The 18,270-nt window shown below is 75.3% G+C and carries 15 protein-coding genes; 10 read left to right on the forward strand and 5 right to left on the reverse strand.

Translation table 11 applies throughout. The features are described from left to right. A partial coding sequence (locus tag ACWD4A_RS20115; protein WP_451195610.1) for a PAS domain-containing protein occupies positions 1-951 on the reverse strand: 951 nt, incomplete at its 3' end. Between the two features lie 550 nt (positions 952-1,501). On the opposite strand from ACWD4A_RS20115, the gene ACWD4A_RS20120 reads away from it, so the two are divergent. Together ACWD4A_RS20120 and ACWD4A_RS20125 are read left to right on the forward strand one after the other, a co-directional pair. After that, on the forward strand, positions 1,502-2,374 hold the full coding sequence (locus ACWD4A_RS20120; RefSeq protein WP_451195612.1) for an ATP-grasp domain-containing protein: 873 nt from the start codon (positions 1,502-1,504) through the stop codon (positions 2,372-2,374). Continuing rightward, complete coding sequence (locus ACWD4A_RS20125; RefSeq protein WP_451195614.1) at positions 2,371-3,207, forward strand: ATP-grasp domain-containing protein; 837 nt, start codon at positions 2,371-2,373, stop codon at positions 3,205-3,207. Before ACWD4A_RS20120 ends, ACWD4A_RS20125 begins: the two co-directional genes overlap by 4 nt. Before the next feature lie 33 nt (positions 3,208-3,240). Here ACWD4A_RS20125 and ACWD4A_RS20130 read toward each other — a convergent pair whose 3' ends face one another. After that, complete coding sequence (locus ACWD4A_RS20130) at positions 3,241-4,680, reverse strand: amidase (protein ID WP_451195616.1); 1,440 nt, start codon at positions 4,678-4,680, stop codon at positions 3,241-3,243. A 458-nt stretch (positions 4,681-5,138) separates the two neighbouring features. Between ACWD4A_RS20130 and ACWD4A_RS20135 the strand changes: the two genes are divergently transcribed. Genes ACWD4A_RS20135 through ACWD4A_RS20160 form a run of 6 tightly spaced genes read left to right on the forward strand, consistent with a single transcriptional unit; the run spans position 5,139 to position 12,622 of the window. After that, a complete protein-coding gene (locus ACWD4A_RS20135) occupies positions 5,139-5,621 on the forward strand; it encodes an NADH-quinone oxidoreductase subunit B family protein (protein WP_451195617.1) in 483 nt (160 codons plus the stop codon). A gap of 10 nt (positions 5,622-5,631) precedes the next feature. Further along, positions 5,632-7,665: a proton-conducting transporter transmembrane domain-containing protein gene (locus ACWD4A_RS20140; protein WP_451195619.1), complete on the forward strand. Its 2,034-nt coding sequence runs from the start codon at positions 5,632-5,634 to the stop codon at positions 7,663-7,665. 52 nt (positions 7,666-7,717) lie between these two features. Continuing rightward, positions 7,718-8,671: a respiratory chain complex I subunit 1 family protein gene (locus ACWD4A_RS20145; protein ID WP_451195621.1), complete on the forward strand. Its 954-nt coding sequence runs from the start codon at positions 7,718-7,720 to the stop codon at positions 8,669-8,671. An 11-nt stretch (positions 8,672-8,682) separates the two neighbouring features. Continuing rightward, positions 8,683-9,378, forward strand: coding sequence for a hypothetical protein (locus ACWD4A_RS20150; RefSeq protein ID WP_451195623.1), 696 nt, complete (start codon positions 8,683-8,685; stop codon positions 9,376-9,378). Next, the gene (locus ACWD4A_RS20155) at positions 9,378-11,099 is read left to right on the forward strand and encodes a proton-conducting transporter transmembrane domain-containing protein (RefSeq protein WP_451195625.1); all 1,722 of its coding nucleotides are present in this window, start codon (positions 9,378-9,380) and stop codon (positions 11,097-11,099) included. The genes ACWD4A_RS20150 and ACWD4A_RS20155 overlap by 1 nt, the downstream gene beginning before the upstream one ends. 2 nt (positions 11,100-11,101) lie before the next feature. Continuing rightward, positions 11,102-12,622: a hydrogenase large subunit gene (locus ACWD4A_RS20160; RefSeq protein WP_451195627.1), complete on the forward strand. Its 1,521-nt coding sequence runs from the start codon at positions 11,102-11,104 to the stop codon at positions 12,620-12,622. 25 nt (positions 12,623-12,647) lie between these two features. Here the strand turns inward: ACWD4A_RS20160 and ACWD4A_RS20165 are convergent, their stop codons facing one another. The 3 genes from ACWD4A_RS20165 to ACWD4A_RS20175 all read right to left on the reverse strand — a co-directional run bounded on the left by ACWD4A_RS20165 (position 12,648) and on the right by ACWD4A_RS20175 (position 14,283). Continuing rightward, positions 12,648-12,836, reverse strand: a complete 189-nt coding sequence (locus ACWD4A_RS20165; protein ID WP_451195629.1) for a hypothetical protein — start codon at positions 12,834-12,836, stop codon at positions 12,648-12,650. A 284-nt stretch (positions 12,837-13,120) separates the two neighbouring features. Continuing rightward, the gene (locus ACWD4A_RS20170; protein WP_451195631.1) at positions 13,121-13,570 is read right to left on the reverse strand and encodes a winged helix-turn-helix transcriptional regulator; all 450 of its coding nucleotides are present in this window, start codon (positions 13,568-13,570) and stop codon (positions 13,121-13,123) included. Positions 13,571-13,647: 77 nt separating this feature from the next. Next, entirely contained in the window at positions 13,648-14,283 is a 636-nt protein-coding gene (locus ACWD4A_RS20175; protein ID WP_451195633.1) for a TetR/AcrR family transcriptional regulator, read from the reverse strand. A gap of 81 nt (positions 14,284-14,364) precedes the next feature. On the opposite strand from ACWD4A_RS20175, the gene ACWD4A_RS20180 reads away from it, so the two are divergent. Together ACWD4A_RS20180 and lanL are read left to right on the forward strand one after the other, a co-directional pair. Beyond that, on the forward strand, positions 14,365-15,321 hold the full coding sequence (locus ACWD4A_RS20180; RefSeq protein ID WP_451195635.1) for a threonine/serine dehydratase: 957 nt from the start codon (positions 14,365-14,367) through the stop codon (positions 15,319-15,321). A 260-nt stretch (positions 15,322-15,581) separates the two neighbouring features. After that, complete coding sequence (lanL, locus tag ACWD4A_RS20185) at positions 15,582-18,245, forward strand: class IV lanthionine synthetase LanL (RefSeq protein ID WP_451195637.1); 2,664 nt, start codon at positions 15,582-15,584, stop codon at positions 18,243-18,245. Positions 18,246-18,270 lie beyond the last annotated feature (25 nt).

Consider the following 18,270-nt stretch of genomic DNA (forward strand, 5'->3'; position numbering starts at 1 on the left):
GCCGCCGGGCGCGGGGCGGGCGGCGACGCGGCGCAGGGCGGGGGTGGGGACGTCGGCCGCGGGCGCGGTCCGGAGCTCCTCGCCCCGCAGGACGGAGTCGAAGAGGTCGACAGCGACGAAATCGGCGAACGGCCCGGCGGTGACCTCCGCGAGTTCCTCGGCGGTGCGGGTCATGTCGAGGGTCGTGCCGATCCGGGCGCCCGCGTCGTTCACCAGCGCCAGCCGCTGCCGGGCGCGGTACTCCTCGGTATGGTCGACCGCCGCGAGGGAGACCCCCCGCACCCGGCCGCCGGTGTCCTTCAGCGGGGTCAGGAAGGTGGCCCACGCGCGCTCACCGGTCTCGCCGGGCGCGCGGAAATACAGATCCGAGCGGATGGGATCGCCGGTGTGCAGCGCCTCCTCCATCATGCGGCCGAACGCGTCGAACGGCGGACCGGGATGGATCTCCGCGAGCGGCAGGCCCAGCATCTCCACCACCGGCTGGCCGGTGAGGGCGAGCATCTCCTGATTGAGGCTCGCCAGCCGCAGTTCACCGTCGTAGACGGACGTGGCGATGGGGGACTGGAGATAGGCCCACTCGTTGAGCGACCCGGCCGCCGGCTCGTCGTCCTGCCAGGATCCGGGTCCGTCCCGGGCGGCCGTCAGGACGAGCCACTCGACCCCGCCGTCGCCGTCCGGACACGGGCAGGCCCTGATGGGCACGTCGACGGCGGTGCCGTTCCGGTGGCGTGCGCGGACCGGCCCGTCCCAGCGTGCGGACGCGGCCAGGGCCTGTCCGGCGGAGGCGGGGAGGGGAGCGGCGAGCAGGTCCGTGGCCGGGCGCCCGACGATCTCGTCGGGGGAGTGCCCGAGCAGCCGCCGGGCCAGGGGGCTCCACAGGGTGACGGTGCCGTGTCCGTCGACGGCGGCGACGGGAACCGCCGCCGGATCGGGAAAGATATCGGCGTCCATAGGCGTTTCATCTCGTTCTCGACTTCTCGACGCGTGACGCGATCGATGGGCGCTGCAGCCGGATTCTCGCGCCCCGCGCGATCGCGGGCGCGGCGTGCTGCCGCCTCGTCTCCCTCTAGCCTTCCCACGCGACCCGGTGCTCAAGCCTTGCCGAACGTCCCGTACGCACCGTGTGCACCCGACCGCGAGGGGTAAGTGCCCCACGGTTCGCGCCGGATCGCCTTTTCCGTGCGGAGCCGGACCGTCCGCCCCCGGATCCGCCTGCGGAGCTGCCGATTCCTGACAGACCGACAGGCGCCCTGCCCCCGGCCCGGGGAGGGGTGCGCGGCCCTGGTGGCCCTTGTGGGCCGGCCGCGAATCGGCCGTCCCTGGATCGCCCGACACCGGTACCAGTCGGTCGGATTCGGAGTAATTCCGGCATCATGCGATCCAGTTGCTACGGAATTGAGACAGCCCCTGGCGTTCCCACCGGTACGCCCATGACATCCTGAGCCGTCACAGTCTGCCGGACGGGATCGGCGGACGTCCGGGGATTACGAGGATGCACCACATGAGACTCTGCTTCCTGGTGGAGGAGCAGTACCGTCGCGACGGCATGCCGGTGGACGTGATCCGCCAACTCACCGCCTGGGGCCACCACGTGGACGTGTTGCGGCCGGGTGGTTCCCTCCTCGAGCTCTCCAGGACGGTGCGCGCGGGAGACCACGACGCCTGGGTGCTCAAGACCGTGTCCGGCGGGCCGGGCCTGACCCTCCTGGAGGGCGCCGCGGCCGTCGGCCTGACCACCGTCAACGACGCCCGCGCGATACGGGGGGTACGGGACAAGGCCCTCGCCGCCGTCCTCGCCGAGAGCCGCGGCCTGCCCGTCCCCACCACCTACGCGGCCGCCAGGCCCGAGGAGTTCGCGGCGATCCCCGCGGCCGCGTACCCCCTGGTGGTCAAGCCCGCCGACGGCAGCTCGGGCCGGGCCGTGCGTCTCGTGCCGTCCCCGGACCGGCTGCCCGCCGCCGGAAGCGCGGCCGAGGGCCTGCTCATCGCCCAGCCGTACGTGCCCAATTCGGGCATCGACCTCAAGGTGTACTGCGTCGACGGCGAGCTCTACGCGACCGAGCGCCGCTCGCCGCTGCACCCCGACCGGCCCGCCCGGGAGCGCCATGTGCCGCTCACCCCCGAGGTGGCGGCCATCGTCTCGGAGGTCGGGGACGTCTACGGCCTCGACCTGTACGGGGTGGACGTGGTCCTCGGACCGGACGGCCCCGTGGTCGTCGACGTCAACGACTTCCCGAGCTTCCGTCAAGTGCCCGACGCGGTGGCCAAGGTGGCGTGGGCCGTCCTGCGCCTCGCCGAGGCCGGGCCCGACCGGCACCGGCCCGCACCGCTGCTGCCGGCGCAGGTCCCCGCGCGGGTCGGGAGCGGCGCGTGAGGATCTGTCTGCTGACGCCCGCCCCGGACCACCCGCTGCTGGCCGCCGCCACCGCGCTGCTGACGCCCCATCACCAGGTGGAGGCGCTGGACCCGGTGCACGCCACGCTGCCGTCCCCGGCCCGCGCCCCCGGGTCCCTCGCCGACGTCTACCTGCTGAAGACCCGCACCCCCCGGGCCCTGGCCTTCGCCCGCTACCTCGAATCGCACGGCGCCCCCGTGCTGAACTCCGCCGACGCGACCGAGCTGTGCCAGGACCGCACCGCCATGGCCGACGTCGCGCTGGCCGCGGGCCTGCCCTTCGCGGCCACCGGCGCCACCACCACCCTCCCGCGCCTGGCCGCCTGGGACGGCGTGACGTACCCCCTGGTCGTCAAGAGCCGCCACAGCCGGAGACACGACCTCGTGGCCAAGGTGGACGACGCGGAACAACTACGCGCACTCGCCGCGCAGTGGCCGGACGAGCCGGTGGTGGTCCAGGACTACACCCCGAACAACGGCTGGGACCACAAGCTGTGGGTCGTCGGAGACGAGGTCTTCGCCGCGCTCCGCCGCTCGGAGCTCGCCACGTCCGGCCCCCGCGCGACCGAGCCGGTCGCGGTCTCCGGCCTCCCGGCGGACTGGCTCGACGTGGTGCGGCGCGCCGGAGAGGTCTTCGCCCTGGACGTCTACGGCGTCGACCTCCTCGACACCGCGGACGGCCCCGTGGCCGTCGACGTCAACGCCTTCCCCGGCATCCGCGGCCAGCGGGGCGCCCCCGAGGCGCTCGCGGAACTCGCCCTGCGCACGGCGTCCGGCGACTACCGTCCGCGAGGACTCGCCGTCGGCACCTGACACAACGTCAGGCGCCACTACGCCTCCGGGACTTCAGGCCCGGTACGCGTCCCCCTCCGCGAAGAACACGGGCCGCCGCTCCTCCCACGGCACCGCCTGCTCCAACTGCGCGGCCACCCGCAGCAGGAGATCCTCCCTGCCGTGGGCGGCGACGAGCTGCACCCCGATCGGCAGCCCCTCGCGGCTCTGCCCGAGCGGCAGGCTGATCGCCGGGTTCCCCGAGACGTTGAAGACGGCGGTGAACGGCCCGTACGCGAGGATGCGCCGCAGCCAGGAGCGCGCCGTCTGCCCGGGGCCGTCGTAGTCGAGCGTGCCGTGCGGTGCCGGGAGCTGCCCGAGCGTCGGCGTCACCAGCAGGTCGTAGCGGGTGAAGAACGCGCCGACCGGGCGCGTCACCCGGTGCTGGGCGTCGACCGCCGCCATCACGTCGAGCGCCGTGGCCGCCTCCGTCTCGCCGAGCACCGCACGTGACACGGCTTCGAGCAGCGACGGATCCGGCCGCCGGGGCGCCCTGAGCATCGCCGCGCCCGTCGCGTACACACTGAGCATCAACGCCTCGACGACCGCCTCCGCGTCGACGGCCGGGCCCGCCGCGGACACCGTGTGCCCGATCCACTCCAGCACCTGGCCCGCCGCCTCCGCCGCCGCGGCCACCTGCGGGTCGACCGCCACGCCCGACCACGCGCCGGTCGTCACCGCCACCCGCAGCCGGCCCGGGTCGGCCCGCAGCTCCTCGGCGTACGGCCGGGCGGGCGGCGGCGCCGCGTACTTCTCGCCGATCAGCGGCGCGGCGACCGCGTCCAGCAGGTGCGCCGCGTCGCGCACCGTGCGGGTGAGCCCGAACTCCACCGTCTGCCCGAACCCGGCCTCACCGGCGAGCGGCCCGCTCGGGGTGCGCCCGCGGCTCGGCTTCAGCCCGACCAGGCCGCAGCACGACGCGGGCACCCGCAGCGACCCCGCGCCGTCGTTGCCGTGCGCGAACGGCACCGCGCCCGCGGCCACCAGCGCCGCCGCCCCGCCGCTCGACCCGCCGACCCCCCGCTCCGGCGCCCACGGATTGTGGGTCGGCCCGTACCGCACCGGCTCCGTCGAGAAGCTGAGCCCCAGCTCAGGGGCGGTGCTCTGGCCGAGCGCCAGCAGCCCGGCGGCCCGGAAGCGCGCCATCAGACCGTGGTCGTCCTGCGCGACGGCGCCCCGGACGGCGCGGCTGCCGAGTGTGAACGGCACACCCCGCGCGAACGGCCCGCTGTCCTTGATCACGAACGGCACACCCGCGAACGGCCCGTCCGGCGCGTGGTCGAGCGCGGGCTCGAACAGCGGCCCGGTCAGCGCCCCCAGTTCGGCACCGGCCCGCGCGAGCGCGCGCCGCGCCACCGACTCGACCTCGGCCGTGCTCACCTCACGCGCCCGCAGCAGCGCCCGGAGGCCCACCGCGTCCAGATGCGCGTATTCGTACAGTTCCAGCGGTCCCACTCCTCAACTGATGGCCGGATTCAGCCTGGCGTACGGGCATCAGCCTGACGTATGGACCGGTGTGGGGGCCACCGGGTTTCGCCGCACTGCCGGGGCGCCCCGCGCCCTCGCAGATACTGCCGCACCCGGCAAGCCGTTTCGAACCACCCGTCACAGCAGTCCGCACTGTCACAGTCGCCGGACCCCCTCGTAACCCACTGGCCCAGCAGGCCGTTTCACGGGTCGGATCAGTCCTCATGCAACGGGGCGACCGAAGGCCGCACGACCGGTACGACCCGGGCCCGGCCGCCCGCGGGACCCGCGAGGCGCCGCACCCGGGCGGGGAGCCGCAGCGGCGCAGCCTTCCCCGGCCCCTCCTGACCGGCGGCCGTCTCCCGGCGCGGGCATCGCGCTGTGACGGTGGGAGACGGCCGCCGCACCTTCGTGAGGCACATCGACGCCGACCCGAGGGAGCCCGTATGAGCCTGTTGCGCAAGATCCGCGAGACCGGACGGGTGGCGGAGGACGCGCCACCGCGCCCGGCCCCCGCCGCGTCCCCCGCGGCCCGGCAACTGGGCGGCTCGGTCCAGGTGCGCTGCGTCGACGCCGGATCGTGCAACGGCTGCGAGATCGAGATCGCGGCGGCCTTCGGACCGGTCCACGACGCCGAGCGCTACGGAGCCCGCCTCGTCGCCTCGCCCCGCCACGCGGACGTCGCACTCGTCACCGGACCGGTCACCCGCAACATGGCCGAACCGCTCCGCCGCACGGTCGCCGCGATGCCCCGCCCCAGGCTCGTCGTGGCGGTCGGCGACTGCGCCCTCAACTGCGGCGAGTTCGCCGGGGGTCACGGGGTCGAGGGCGCCGTGGCCGATGTGGTCCCCGTCGACCTCCAGGTCGAGGGCTGCCCGCCCCGGCCCGAGCGGATCGTGGCGGCGCTGCGCGCCGTGACCGGCCGGTGAGGGCCCGCACATGAGCGCCGCCGAATCCGCGGCGGCCGTCGCGGCCGGGCTCGCCGGTGCCGGAGCGCTGGCCGGGGCGCTGCTGCCCAGGCGCGTGCGCGTCATAGCCGTCGGGCTGTGCACCGCCGGACTGGGCGGCGCCGGGCTGGCCGCCGGACTGATGGCGTCGGGCGGCGGCCACTGGTCCGCCCACCTCCCCGGCCTGCTGCCGATGGCCGGCGTGTACCTGGCCGTCGACGCCCTCTCCGGGCTGTTCATGGCGGTGGCCGGGGCGGTGGTCCTCGCCGTCGCCGTCTACGGCACCGGCTACGCCCGGGGCCACCACTCGCGCGGCGTCGCCTCGCGCGGAGTGCAGGCCGCCCTGCCCCTGTTCGCGCTCACCCTGGTGATGGTGCCCGCGGCCGCCTCCGTCTCCACGCTCCTCCTGCTGTGGGAGGTCATGGCGCTCACCTCGCTGCTGCTCGTCCTGGCCGACCAGCGCGAGCGCGCCTCCGTCCGCGAGGCCGGCATCTGGTACGCCGTCATGACCCACCTCGGGCTCGTCCTGCTGCTTGCCGGGATGGCGCTCTTCGCCGCCTGCGCCGGAGGCGAGACCTTCACCGCGCTGCGGGCGGGCGCGAGCGGCATGTCGCCCACCGCCCGCGGCACGGTCTTCGTCCTGGTCGCCGCGGCCTTCGCGTCCAAGGCGGGCATGGTCCCCCTGCACCCCTGGCTGCCCAGGGCCCACCCCGAGGCCCCCAGCAACGTCTCCGCCCTGATGAGCGCCGCGATGGTCAACCTCGGCGCCTACGGCATCATCCGCGTCGCCTTCGACCTGCTGGGCGGCGCGCCCCGCTGGGGCTGGCTGCTGGTCCTCGCCGCGGGCGCCCTCTCCGCCGTCTACGGCATCCTCCAGGCCGCCATGGCCTCCGACCTCAAACGGCTGCTCGCCTACTCGACCTCCGAGAACCTCGGACTCGTCCTCATCGGCGTCGGCGCGGCCGGGCTCTTCTCCTCCACCGGATACCCCGTACCCGCCGCGCTCGCCCTGGCGGCGGCGCTGCTGCACGTCGCCAACCACGCCGTGTTCAAGGCCCTGTTGTTCTGCGCCGCGGGCTCCGTCGTCCGCGCCACCGGCCTCCGCGACCTCGACCGGATGGGCGGCCTGCGCGCCCGGATGCCCGCCACCGCGGGCTTCTTCACCGTGGCCGCCCTCGGCGCGATCGCCCTGCCGCCCGGCAACGGCTTCCTCAGCGAATGGCTGCTCCTCCAGTCGCTGATCAACGGCCTGACGGTGCCTGGCATCACCACCGCGATCGTGCTGCCGCTCGCCGTCGCCGTCATCGCCCTGTCCGCCGGACTCGCCGCCGCCGTCTTCGTCAAGGCCCTCGGCGTGGGCTTCTTCGCCCGGCCGCGCAGCGCCGAGGCCGCCGCGGCCACCGAGAGCCCGCCGGCCATGCTCATCGGCATGGGCCTGCTCGCCGTGGGCTGCACCGGCCTCGCCCTGGTGCCCGGCATGCTGGGCAACGGACTGTCACGAGCCGTCGCCGTGGCCGGACTCAGAGGCGGACCGCCGCTGTCCGGCGACGCCTTCGAACTCCGCCTGGACCGGCTCGCGGCCTCCATGTCCCCCCTGTGGGTGGCCGCCGCGCTGACCGCCGGACTGCTCGCGGCCGCCGCCCTCATCCGGCTCACCGCCCGCCGCGGCCGCCGCGCCAACGTCAAGCTGTGGGACTGCGGCGGCGGCGCCCCCACCCCCCGCATGTCCTACACCGCGACCTCCTTCGCCGAACCCCTCCAGCGGGTCTTCGACGACGTCCTCGCACCCGAACAGGACGTCAACGTCACCCCCGTACGCGAATCCGCCTATCTGGTCGAACGGGTGCGCTTCCAGCGCACCGTCCCCGACCGCATCGAGCACCGTGTCTACCGCCCCGTCCTCGCCGCCTTCGCCCGGCTCGGACAGAACGCCCGCCGACTGGCCACCGGCAGCGTGCACCTCTACCTCGGCTACGGATTCTTCGGTCTCGTCGCCGTCCTGCTGGCCCTGGCGGTGGGCTGGTGAACGGCATCGACCAGGAAGAGGGCCGGCCGGGAGCGGCCCAGGAGGAGTCACCGTGAAAGCCATCGGCACGGCGGCCGTGACCGCCCAGGTCGTCCTGGTCGTCACCGGGGCCCCGCTGCTCGCCGGCACCATGCGGCAGGTACGGGCCCGCATGGAGGGCCGGGCCGGGCCCGGCATCGCCCAGCCCTGGCGGGACCTGCGCAAACTCCTCCGCAAGGAGGCCATCACCCCCATCGGCACCGGTCCCGCCTTCCGCCTGGCCCCCCTCCTCCTCGTCTCGACCACCGTCGTCGTCGCCGCCCTCGTCCCCCTGGCCTCCACCGCCACCCCCGTCAGCGGCAGCGCCGACCTGATCCTGGTGGTGGCACTGCTGGCCCTCGGCACGGTCGCCCTCGCCCTCGCGGGCCTGGACACCGGCACCGCCTTCGGCGGCATGGGCGCCTCCCGCGAGATGACCGTCGCCGCCCTCGTCGAACCGACCATCCTCCTCGCGGTGTTCGCCCTGTCGATACCGACCGGTTCCACCAACCTGTCCGCGATCGTCAAGGGCGGCATCCACGACCCCGTACGGCTGGCCTCCCCGGCCGGGCTCCTCGCCACCGCCGCCCTGGCCGTCGCCGTCCTCGCCGAGACCGGGCGGCTGCCGGTGGACAACCCGTCCACCCACCTGGAACTGACGATGGTCCACGAGGCGATGGTCCTGGAGTACGCGGGACCCGACCTCGCCCTGGTCGAACTCGGCACCCAGATGCGGCTCGCCGTCCTCCTCGGGCTGCTGGCCTCCCTGTCCGCCCCCTGGGGCATCGCGACCACCGCCTCCCCGGCCGCCCTCGCCCTCGCCCTGGTGCTGCTCACCGCCAAGGTCGCCCTCCTCGGCACCGCCCTCGCGGCCGCCGAGGTGTTCTGGGCGAAACTGCGGCTGTTCCGCATCCCCGAGCTGCTCGCCGGATCCTTCCTGCTGGCCCTGCTCGCGGTCACCGCCTCGTACTTCCTCACAGGAGAGTGAGTGAGGGACACATGAACGACAGCGTCTACACCCAGCTGCTCGACCTGGCGTGCGGCGCGTTCCTGCTCGCGGCCGTCGTGGTCCTGTGGCTGCGCCAACTGTCCTCGATCGTCCGGGCCTTCGCCCTCCAGGGCGTCGCCCTGGCCGCCGTCGCCGCCCTGCTGGGCCTGCACGAAGGCCGCTGGGACCTGCTCGCCATCGCCGTCGGCATCGGCCTGCTCCGCGCCGGAGCACTGCCCCACCTCATGCGCCGCGCCCTCGCGGCGGGCACCCCGCCCTCCGTCCGCCACTACGAGGAGGACGTCAGCGAGACCCGCGAGACCCAGCCCCTGGTCAACGTCGCGGCCTCGCTGCTGAGCGCCGCGCTCCTCACCCTGCTCGCCTACGCCGTCGCCCGGCCCCTCGTCGAACTCGACCCCACCCCCGCGACGAGCGCCCTGCCGGTCGCCCTCGCCGTCGTCCTGATCGGCTTCTTCACCCTGGTCACCCGGCGCCGCGCCCTGGCGCAGGTGGTCGGCTTCCTGCTCCTGGACAACGGCATCACCGCCACGGCCTTCCTGGCCGCCTCCGGCGTGCCGCTGATCGTCGAACTCGGCGTCTCCTTCGACGTCCTGCTGGCCGTTCTCGTCCTGCAGATCCTCACCACCCGGATGCGGGCCGCCTTCGGCGGCACCGGCATCGACGACCTGCGGGAGCTACGCGACTGATGACGCACGCCACCACCGCACTGCTGCTGACCGCGCCCATCGCGGTGCCACTGGCCGCCTCGGCGGCCCACGCTGCCACCGGCCTGCGCGGCATCCGTCCGCACCGCCGGGCGGCCCACGCCCTGCCGCGGCACGCCGCCGCCCTCGCCCACCGGCCCCCGCCCCAGCGGGCCCCGGCCGAACCCGCCCAGGTCACCGGACCGGCCACCGGCGGACCCGCCACCCTCACCGGCGGCCCGCCCGCCGCACCCCCCGGCCCGTCCCCCCGCACCCCCGACGGCCCCTCCGCGGCACAGCCCTTCGGCACCGGCCCGGCCGCCGTGGCCCGCCCGATCGGCGCCTGGCTCGGTCTCGTCTCCCCGGCCACGATCCTGTTCTGCGGAGCCACCCTCGCCACCACCGTCCCCGACCGCGGACCGGTGACGGCGTACGGGCGGCTGCTGCGCGCCGACGCCCTGACGGTGTGGCTGCTGCTCGCCGTCGGCGCGGTGGCCGCGCTCGCCTGCGCCGCCAACCCCGCCCACCTCGCCCACGAACGGGCCGACGCCACCACCGCCCGCCGCTACAACCTGCTCATCCACGCCTTCCTCGCCGCCATGAGCGCGGCCGTGCTGGCCGCGAACCTCGGTGTCCTGTGGGTCGCCATCGAGGCCACCACCATCGTCACCGCCTTCCTCGTCGGCCACCGGCGCACCCGCGCCTCCGTCGAGGCCGCCTGGAAGTACGTGGTGATCTGCTCCGCCGGGATCGCCCTCGCCTTCCTCGGCACCGTGCTGATCTACTACGCCGCCCGGCAGGCTGGCATCTCCGAGGCGTCCGCCCTGGACTGGCCGACCCTCGCCGCGCACGCCGACCGCCTCGACCCGTCCGTCACCCGGCTCGCCATGAGCCTCATCGTGCTCGGCTTCGGCGCCAAGGCCGGGCTCGCGCCGCTGCACGCCTGGCTGCCCGACGCCCACAGCCAGGCGCCCGCACCGGTGTCCGCCCTGATGTCCGGGGTCCTGCTCTCGGTCGCCTTCGCCGGGCTGCTGCGCTACAAGGCCGTCGCCGACGCGGCCCTCGGCGCGGGCTACACCCGCACCCTGCTCGCCGGAGCCGCGCTCCTCACCCTGGCCCTGGCCGCGGCCCTGCTGCTCGCCCAGCGCGACTACAAGCGGATGCTGGCCTATTCGAGCATGGAGCACATGAGCCTGATCGCCCTCGGCACGGCCATCGGCACCCCGCTCGCCGTCTCCGCCGCCCTGCTGCACATCGCGGGCCACGGGCTCGCGAAGACCGTCGCGTTCTGTGCCTCCGGCCACATCCTGCGCATCCGCAACACCGCGCGGATCGGCCGGGTCCGTGGGCTGCTCGCCGAGGCACCCACCCTCGGCACCACCTTCGGGCTGGCCGTGGTCGCCCTGCTCGGGCTGCCGCCGTTCAGCCTCTTCGCCTCCGAACTCGGGCTCGCCCGCGCCGGGTTCACCGCCGGGCACGGCGCGGTCGTCGCCCTCGCCCTGGCCCTCACCCTGGTGTCCTTCGCCGCCCTCGTCTCCCGCACCGCCCGGATGCTCCTCGGCCCCCCGCCGGAACCGGAGTCCGCCGACGGCCCCGTACGGCTCGGGGCGGCCGCGGCGGCACCCCTGGTCACCGGACTGGTCGCGGCCGCGGCCCTGGGCGTGGCCACCGGACCGCTCACCCGGCTGCTCTCCGCCGCCGGCGAGATCGTCGGAAGGCACTGACCATGACCACCGGACGGCAGACCGCGTCCCCGACCGTGACCGACATCGGCCCCGACGAACTGCCCGCGCGCGCCGCGGACCTGCTCGTCGACGGCCACCGCCTCGCCCTGGTCGCCGCCCACCACGACGGCCCGTCCGCACCCGGCGGCCGCGCCGTCCGCGTGGTCTACCTCTTCGTCTCCGGCCCGCCCGACACCCGCGCCGAACTGCACGTACGCCTCGACCCCAAGGCCCCCGAACTGCCCACCCTGGCCCATCTCTCCTTCCCCGCCGGACGGTTCGAGCGGGAGATGCGCGACCTGCACGGCATCGTCCCCCTCGGCCACCCGCTGCCGCACCGCCTCGTCCGCCACTTCCACTGGCCCCGCGGCTGGTACCCGATGCACCCCGAGGCCGGGCCCCCGCCGCCGTTCGCCGAACCCGAGGGCCCGTACCCCTTCCTGGAGGTCGAGGGCGAGGGGGTCTACGAGATCCCCGTCGGGCCCGTGCACGCCGGGCTCATCGAACCCGGGCACTTCCGGTTCTCCGTCGTCGGCGAGACCATCATCAAGCTCAAGGCCCGTCTGTGGTTCGTCCACAAGGGCATCGAGAAACTCATGGAGGGCCGCACCCCCGACCGCGGCCTGCCGCTCGCGGAGCGCGTCAGCGGCGACACCGCCGTCGGCCACGCCCTCGCCTACTGCCTGGCCGTCGAGGAGGCCACCGGCACCCGGGTGCCCGAGGACGCCCGCCGCGCCCGCGCCCTGCTCCTCGAACTCGAACGCCTCCACAACCACGTCGCCGACCTCGGTGCCCTGTGCAACGACGTGGGCCACGGCATCCTCAACGCCCGCGCCCAGCACGTCCGCGAGCAACTGCTGCGCCTGAACCTCGAGATCACCGGCCACCGGCTGCTGCGGGGCGCCGTCGTCCCGGGCGGCGCGGCCCTGGGCTCGGTGCCCGGCACGGCGCGGATGCGGGTGCTCGCGCGGGAGATCGGCGACCTCGTCACCCTCGCCCTCGGACACACCACCGTCCGCGACCGCTTCACCGGCACCGCCCGGCTCGACACGGCCGCCGCCCGTGACCTGGGCTGCCTGGGCTATGTCGCCAGGGCCAGCGGACTCGCCGTCGACGCCCGGGTCGGCCACCCGTTCCACGACCACGGCAGGGCGCTCGCCGTGCCCGTCCACACCACCGGGGACGTGCTGGCCCGCTTCCTGGTGCGGGCGGAGGAGATCGACGTCTCGCTGGCCCTCGTCGAGGAACTGGCGGCACGGCTCACGACCGGCCGCTGGGTGACACCCGTGCCGCACGGCCGGGCCGCGGGGGCGGGCAGCGGCATCGTCGAGGGCTGGCGCGGCACCATCACGACCCGCGTCGAGCTGCGCGGCCGCGACCACACCCTGACCCGGGTGAAGATCGCCGACCCGTCCTTCTTCAACTGGCCTGCGCTGCCGGTCGCGCTGGCCGACACGATCGTCCCGGACTTCCCGCTGACCAACAAGAGCTTCAACCTGTCCTACGCGGGCAACGACCTGTGACGGGCCGGACCCGGATCCCGGTTCGTCACAGGCCGGGATCCAGCTCCGGCTCGTCGTCCGGGTCGATGCCGTGCGCGCGGGCCAGCCGCAGCGCGTCGTCCAGCTCGTCCTCCGCGACGGCCGTCTCGTAGGCGTCGGCCGTCGCCCGCGCCGCCGCCAGCGCGGCCCGCGCGTCGCGCACCCGCTGCCGCATCGCTTCGGCGAACACGCTCACGGCGCCCCCAGGGGGAACGGTGGGAAGGATTCCTCAAGTCTAGGCCCAATCCCCGGCTTTTCCCCTGCCCCGCCCCCGCCCGGCTGCGCCGGTGCCCGCCCGGCCCGGCGGCCGTCACCGGCGGTTCAGCGCGCCTTCGACCGCCGTACCCGTGCCCGACCGCCGGACGTCGTGGACGGCGCGGCCCGGATCCGCGACCCCATCGTCCGCGGCGAGGCGGGCGACCCCCTGTCGGGCGTGCGCCTCAAGGAGCACCGGGTGGCCGGCCGGTGGCCGGCCGCGGCTCAGACGGCGCCGTCGGTGGTCCACCCCTCGACCTGGAAACGGTGCGTGAGGTCGGCGCTGTCGACCTCTTCGCCGCAGCACCGGCAGATGACCACGGACTCCAGGTCGGCACCGCAGGAGTGCTCCAGGACGGTCGGCGGCACCTCCGCGAGGTGCCGGTCGCCCCAGCGCATCAGCATCAGCAGGACGGGGCGCAGGTCCTCGCCGGAGGCGGTGGGGCAGTACTCGAAGCGGGCGGGGCGCTCCTGATACGGGACCTTCTCCAGGACCCCCGCCTCGACCAGGCGGCGCAGCCGCGCGGAGAGGATGTCGCGGGGGGCTCCCGTGTTGCGCTGGATCGCGTCGAAGCGCCGGACGCCGAAGAAGACCTCGCGCAGTACCAGCAGGGAGTACTTCTCGCCGACCACGCCGAGGGCGTCGGCGATCGAACAAGGGCGCGCTGTCGTCATGCCCCTCATCGTAAAGCAGCCCGATTTGGATCCCCAACCCTCTTGTGACCGTGGTGAATCCGGCCGCCCTCCCGGCCTCAGGGCCGGGCGGCCCGGATGAGCTGGCGCAGGGCGCCGAGGTAGACCTCGTGATCGGTCATGGCGGGCAGGACGACATCCATGTGGCCGGTCAGGACGGGGAACCGCTCGGGGTCAAGCGCGGCCAGGGCGGTGCGGGTGGTGACGACGGTGTCCTCGGGGTGCCGGTGGTCCACGAACGTGGCGCTGCCCAGCGTCAGCAGATACATCCGCCGGTAGGCGTGGAACGCCTGCTCGGGCGTCATCCCGGCCGCGATGCTGTCGGCGAGCGCGGGCTCCACCAGCCGGGCGAGCAGCTGAGGGCCGAGCCAGGGCCGGGAGCCGCGCAGCGCGACCAGGCCCGGGTGGGCGGTGAGCAGCTCGTAGAGGGCGGTGAAGCGGGCCTCGGTGGCCTCCTCCCACGCGGTGCCCGGGGGAATGTCCGGCAGCTCGGCGGCGAGGTGGTCGGTGCACAGGTCGAGCAGGCCGCCCAGGTCCGTGCAGCGGCGGTGGATGGTCGCGTGGGAGACACCGAGCCGGTCCGCGAGCGAGCGGAAGCTCAGGGCCGCGGGGCCCTCCTCGTCGAGGATCGACAGGGCGGTGCGGGCGATGCGTTCGGGCGTCGCCCGGCTCAGGGAAGGGGATTGCCTCGGCATGTGAGACACCGTATCGTACGCTGTATCGAAACGGTACGGCCCGACGGCCGAGACCGGGATCCGATCAAGGAGGCCCCTCCCGTGCACCGTCTCACCCACGGCGACATCAAGCAGGCAGCCGAGCGGACCACCGGCCACGTCCGCCCGGTCACCCTCACCCCCATGGAGACCGCCCCCGGGCCGTACGAGGCGTGGCTGGCCCTGGAGTTCATGCAGCACACCGGCTCCTTCAAGGCGCGCGGCGCCCACAACTTCCTCGCCGCGCACCGCGAGGCGGGCACGCTGCCCGCGGCGGGCGTCACCATCGCCTCCGGCGGCAACGCCGGGCTGGCCTGCGCCTGGGCCGCCCGCGGGCAGGGCGTCCCGGCCACGGTCTTCCTCCCCGCCACCGCCCCGCGGGTCAAGGTCGACCGGCTCCGCGGCTACGGCGCGGACGTCCGCCTCGTCGGCACCGAGTACGCCGAAGCCCTCGCCGCCTGCGAGGAGTTCGCGGCCACCACCGGCGCCCTGGCGAGCCACGCCTACGACCACCCGCTGATCGCCGCCGGTGCGGGCACCCTGCTGGAGGAGATCCTGGAACGGGTGCCCGGCCTCGACACCGTCGTCGTCGCGGTGGGCGGCGGCGGGCTCTTCGCCGGGGTCGCCACGGCCGCCCGGCACCACGGCGTGCGCACCGTCGCGGTCGAGCCCGAGAACTGCCGCGCGCTGCACGCCGCCCTGGAGGCCGGTCACGTCACCGACGTGCCGGTCGACTCCGTCGCCGCCGACGCCCTCGGCGCCCGGCGCGTCTCCGCGGCCGCGCTCGCCGCCGCCCAGGAGGACGGCGTCACCTCCGTCCTGGTGCCGGACGCCGGGATCGTCGGTGCCCGCCGCGCCCTGTGGGACGACCGGCGCATCGCGGTCGAGCACGCCGCCGCCACCGCCCTCGCGGCGCTCACCGGCCCCGTGCCCGCCTACGCGCCCGCCGAGGGCGAGAAGGTCGCCGTGGTGCTGTGCGGGGCGAACACCGACCCCGGCGACCTCGTGGACCGCGGCTGAACTCCGGCCGCCGGGGCGTCGGATCCGCCGCGCCCGGTCATGGATCCGACGGGGGCGGCCGCCGAGGCCGGGGAAGGGGCCGCCGCGCCCACGGGGACGGCGGAGGCGAGGGCGACGGCGGACAGCCGACCGAGCGGTCCCGACAGCATGGTTGCCCTCGGAAGCGAAGCATCGGCCCCTCGCCGTCCCCCGGCGCACGGCCTGGCCGACCGGCCGGTAAAACCCTCGTCCCCGTCCTCCGGTGATGCCATCATCGAGTCGTGGCACTGAGCTATCGGGCGATCGCCGAGCGGGTGTTGGGGGACAGGTGCCCGGACTGGTCCCTCCGCGACGACGAGTCCTGGTGCGTGGCCACCCCGCCGGGCCACGTCCGCCGCCAACAGGGCTGGAAACTGCACGTGTCGGCGACCCCCGCCTCCTCGCACCAGGTGCTGGAGCGGGCGGCCGCGGTCCTGGTGGCGCGCGACTGCGCCTTCAAGTTCGCCGCCTCGCCCCGGCGTACCGCCGAGCTCACCTCCGTCCACGCCCCCCGCGCCCGGTCGGGCAAGTTCCTCACCGCCTACCCCGATGACGACGACCACCTGCGCGCCCTCGCCGAGGAACTCCACCGGGCCACCCTCGGGCTCGCCGGGCCCGCGATCCTCTCCGACCGGCGCTACCGCCCCGGCAGCCTCGTCCACTACCGCTTCGGCTGCTTCGCCCGTCCCCACGAGCTCGACGACGAGGGCTTCTACCAAGGGCGGCTGCGCGCCCCCGACGGCACCTACGTCCCCGACGAACGCAACCCCTGGTTCTCGCCGCCCCCTTGGGCTGTGCCGCCCTTCGGCCCGCCCCCGCCCGCCGCCCCCGGCCGCGGGCACGGCGACCCCGTCCTCCTCGCGGGCCGCTACCTCGTCGAGGAGACGATCCGGCGCTCCAACCGCGGCGGCGTCCACCGGGCGCACGACCTGCGGACCGGGGACGACGTCCTGCTCAAGGAGGCCCGCCCGCACATCGGCGCCGACCCCGGCGGCGAGGACGCGCGGGACCGGCTGCGGCACGAGGCCGCCGTCCTGGCCCGGCTCGCACCGCACCGCGTCACCCCCGCCGTACGCGAGGTCTTCGAGGCCGCGGACCACGTCTTCCTCGTCGAGGACCTCGTCGACGGCCGGAGCCTCCGGCGATGGGCCGCGGAACACGCCTGGCGCGACAGCGGCCGGATACCCGTGACCACGGCATGGCGGCTCGCACGGCGGCTCACCCGGCTGATCGGCGAAGTGCACTCCGCGGGCTACGTCCTGCGCGACTTCGAACCGGGCAATGTCGTCGTCCGGCCCGACGGCACCCCCGTCCTCGTCGACCTGGAACACGCGGTCCGCTCCGACGGCACCGCCCACGTCGCGGGCACCCACGGCTTCACCGCACCCGAATACCTCGACCACCTCGACGGCCCCGGCCCGGACGACGGCATCCCGCCGCCCGCCCCCGGTCCCGAAGCGGACTGCTACAGCCTGGGCGCCACCCTCCTCCACGTCACCACCGGCATCAGCCCCGTCCTCGCCCCCGACTCACCACCCGGCCGCGGCGCGGGCGACCGGCTCGCGGCCCTCGTCGACGCCGCCGCACCGGCCTTCCCCGCGCTCCGGGCGCTCGCCCCCCTCGTCCTCGGGCTCACCGCGGACGGTCCCTCCCGCTGGCCGCTGGAGAAGGCCGCGGCCTTCCTCCGCGCGGACCCCGTCGCACGGCCCGCCGCCCCGGGCCCCGCCCTGCCCCGCCACCGGCTCGACCGGCTGCTCGCCGACGGCCTCGGCCACCTGGCGGCCACCGCCGACCCCGCCGGGGAGTACCTCTGGCCGGGACCGCGCTCCCTGCCGCACGGCGACCCCTGCAACGTCCGGCTCGGCGCCGCCGGAGTGCTCGCCGTCCTCGACCGCGCGGTCCGCACCGGGGACACCTCCGCCGAACCCCTGCTGCGCGCCACCGCCCAGTGGCTCGACGAACGCCTGACCCTGCCCAGCCGGATCCTGCCCGGCCTCTGCTCCGGCCGCTCCGGCGCCGTCTGGGCCCTCCACGACGCCGCCCGCACCCTCGGCGACCTCGCGCTCGCCCGGCGCGCGCGGGAGTACGCCCTCCGCATCCCCCTCGACTGGCACAACCCGGACATCTGCCATGGCCTCGCGGGCGCGGGCCTCGCCCAGCTGCACCTGTGGCACACCACCCGCGACCGGCGGTTCGCCGAGCGGACGACGGCGTGCGCGGACGGCCTGCTCCGCCTCACCACCCGGGCGGACCGGGGCGTCGACTGGCCCACCGGCGCCACGGACCGCGCCGAACTCGCCGGCTCCGCCTCCTACGGCTTCGGACACGGCGTCGCCGGGAACGCCGCCTTCCTGCTCGCCGCGGGCCGGGACCTCGGCAGCCCGGAGTTCGTCGACATCGCCATCGGCGCCGGGCACGCGCTCTGCGCCGTCGCCGAACGGCACGGCGACGCGGCCCACTGGCCCAAGGGACCGGGCCGCACCGAGCGCCTCGGCCCCGACTTCCGGTGCGACGGCACCTCCGGCGTCGGGACCTTCCTGATCCGGCTGTGGCAACTGACCAAGGACGAACGGTTCCTCGCGTACGCCGAGCGCGCGGCGCGCGCCGCGTACCGGGACCGCTGGCGGCTCGGGCCCGGCGCCTGCCACGGCGTCGCGAGCAACGCCGAACTGCTGCTGGACCTGGCCGACGCGACGGGGGAGGAGCGCTACCGCGACTGGGCGGCGGAAGCCGCCACCGGCCTGTACCTGCGGGCGGCGGAGCGCGACGGCCGGCTGGTGGTCCCCGACGACACCCTGCGCGGGACCTCCGCGAGCTACCACGTCGGGCTGGCCGGCGTCCTCGACTTCCTCCTGCGCCTCAAGCACGGCGGCCCCCGCTCGTGGCTGGTCGACAGCGACCACTGACGGGCGCCCCCCGTACTGAACCTCA

Source organism: Streptomyces sp. NPDC002537 (assembly GCF_053594975.1).

Excerpts from the sequence above, each read along its gene's own strand:
- ACWD4A_RS20155 (WP_451195625.1), top strand. The coding sequence starts at position 9,378 with ATGACGCACGCCACCACCGCACTGCTGCTGACCGCGCCCATCGCGGTG.
- ACWD4A_RS20135 (WP_451195617.1), top strand. The coding sequence starts at position 5,139 with ATGAGCCTGTTGCGCAAGATCCGCGAGACCGGACGGGTGGCGGAGGAC.
- ACWD4A_RS20120 (WP_451195612.1), top strand. The coding sequence starts at position 1,502 with ATGAGACTCTGCTTCCTGGTGGAGGAGCAGTACCGTCGCGACGGCATG.
- ACWD4A_RS20150 (WP_451195623.1), top strand. The coding sequence starts at position 8,683 with ATGAACGACAGCGTCTACACCCAGCTGCTCGACCTGGCGTGCGGCGCG.
- ACWD4A_RS20175 (WP_451195633.1), bottom strand. The coding sequence starts at position 14,283 with ATGCCGAGGCAATCCCCTTCCCTGAGCCGGGCGACGCCCGAACGCATC.
- ACWD4A_RS20170 (WP_451195631.1), bottom strand. The coding sequence starts at position 13,570 with ATGACGACAGCGCGCCCTTGTTCGATCGCCGACGCCCTCGGCGTGGTC.
- ACWD4A_RS20160 (WP_451195627.1), top strand. The coding sequence starts at position 11,102 with ATGACCACCGGACGGCAGACCGCGTCCCCGACCGTGACCGACATCGGC.
- ACWD4A_RS20140 (WP_451195619.1), top strand. The coding sequence starts at position 5,632 with ATGAGCGCCGCCGAATCCGCGGCGGCCGTCGCGGCCGGGCTCGCCGGT.